This is a genomic window from Cellulomonas iranensis NBRC 101100 = JCM 18110, assembly GCF_001552375.1.
Taxonomy (GTDB): Bacteria; Actinomycetota; Actinomycetes; order Actinomycetales; family Cellulomonadaceae; genus Cellulomonas; species Cellulomonas iranensis.
In genome coordinates this window covers 1-1,436 of sequence record NZ_BCRB01000184.1, presented here as the reverse complement: position 1 = coordinate 1,436, position 1,436 = coordinate 1, and the positions used below count along the sequence as shown (strand labels likewise).

At 79.7% G+C, this 1,436-nt stretch carries 1 protein-coding gene and 1 pseudogene; both read left to right on the top strand.

Annotated features, from left to right (window positions below; all coding sequences use genetic code 11):
• Positions 1-1,041: thiamine pyrophosphate-dependent enzyme (locus CS2_RS18245; RefSeq protein ID WP_233421269.1), on the top strand; the 1,041-nt coding region annotated here is incomplete at its 5' end.
• Positions 1,042-1,165: 124 nt separating this feature from the next.
• Positions 1,166-1,436 (top strand): annotated as a pseudogene (locus CS2_RS18240) (peptidase S1); the annotation flags it as partial.

The window sequence follows — 1,436 nt, the reverse complement described above, 5'->3', positions numbered from 1 at the left end:
CCCGCCGCGGCGCGGCTCGCCGCGGCCAACGGCTGGCCGCTGCTCGCCGAGCCGTCGTCCGGCGCGCGGCAGGGGGCGCACGCGATCGGCGCGTACCGGCTGCTGCTGGCCGACCCGCGCCTGGGCGGGCGCGTGGGGCGCGTCGTCGTGCTGGGCCGGCCCACGCTGACGCGTCCCGTGCAGGCGCTGCTCGCGCGCCCCGACGTCGAGGTGCTCGTGGTCGCGCCGCGCGGCACCGACTGGCCCGACGCCGCCCGCAACGCCTCGCAGGTGCTGCTCGACGTGCCGGCGCGCATGCGGCAGGGCCGCGTGGGTGCGCCCGCCGGGTGGCTCGACGCGTGGCGTGCCGCGGACGCCGCGGCGCAGGACGTGCTCGCCCGGCTCCTCGACGCACCCGACGACGCGCGCCGCTCGCGCAGCGGCCCGCGCGTCAGCGGGTGGGCGCTCGCGCGGGCCGTCGCGCGCGCCAGCGCCCCGGACGACGTCCTGGTGGTCGGCTCGTCCAACCCGGTCCGTGACCTCGACCTCGTCGCGCGGTGGGACGCGGCCCCGCTCGTCCTGGCGAACCGCGGGCTCGCGGGCATCGACGGCACGATCGCGACCGCGACGGGTGTCGCGCTCGCGCTGCCGCACCGGCGCGTGCGCGCCTACCTGGGCGACCTGACGTTCCTGCACGACGTCGGCGGTCTTCTGCGCGGCGCGGGGGAGGTCGCGGCGGACCTGCAGCTCGTCGTCGCGAACGACGACGGCGGCTCGGTGTTCACGACGCTCGAGCACGGCGAGCCGGGCCGTGCCGACGTGTTCGAGCGGGTGTTCGGCACGCCGCACGGCGTCGACGTCGCGGCGCTGTGCGCGGCGTACGGCGTGCGGCACACGCGGGTCGTCGACACCGACGGGCTGCTGCCCGCGCTCGCGGCGCCGGGCACCGGCACGAGCGTCGTCGAGGTGCGCGTCGACCGCGCCCACCGGCGCGCGCTGGGGGAGCGGCTCGCGGCCGACGTCGCGGCGGCCGTCGACGCGGCGCTCGCGGCGCGGGACTGACGCGGCGGCCGCGCGTCGCACGCGCGGGTGGACCGCACCTGGCGGACTCACAGGAAACCTCCAGGTCCCCTGAAGTGCCGTCCCAGCCCGGCGCGGTGTCATGGGTGTCGACAAGGAGGCAGCCATGACGACCACACCCGAGCCGCAGCACGGCCACCACCCCCAGGACCACCCGACGCAGCCGCTGCCCGCACCCGACGCGACCCAGCCGCTGCCGACCCCGCACGCGCCGGCCGCGTACCAGGAGGCCCCGGCGCGGCTGACGCCCGCGCAGCAGTGGGCCCGCTACGAGGCCGCGCAGCGCGCGGCGCAGCAGCCGGCGCCCCAGCAGCCCGCGCCGCAGCCCGCCGCGGTCGGCGCCGAGGGGCACCACGCCCCCGGTGCCGCGTTCGGCG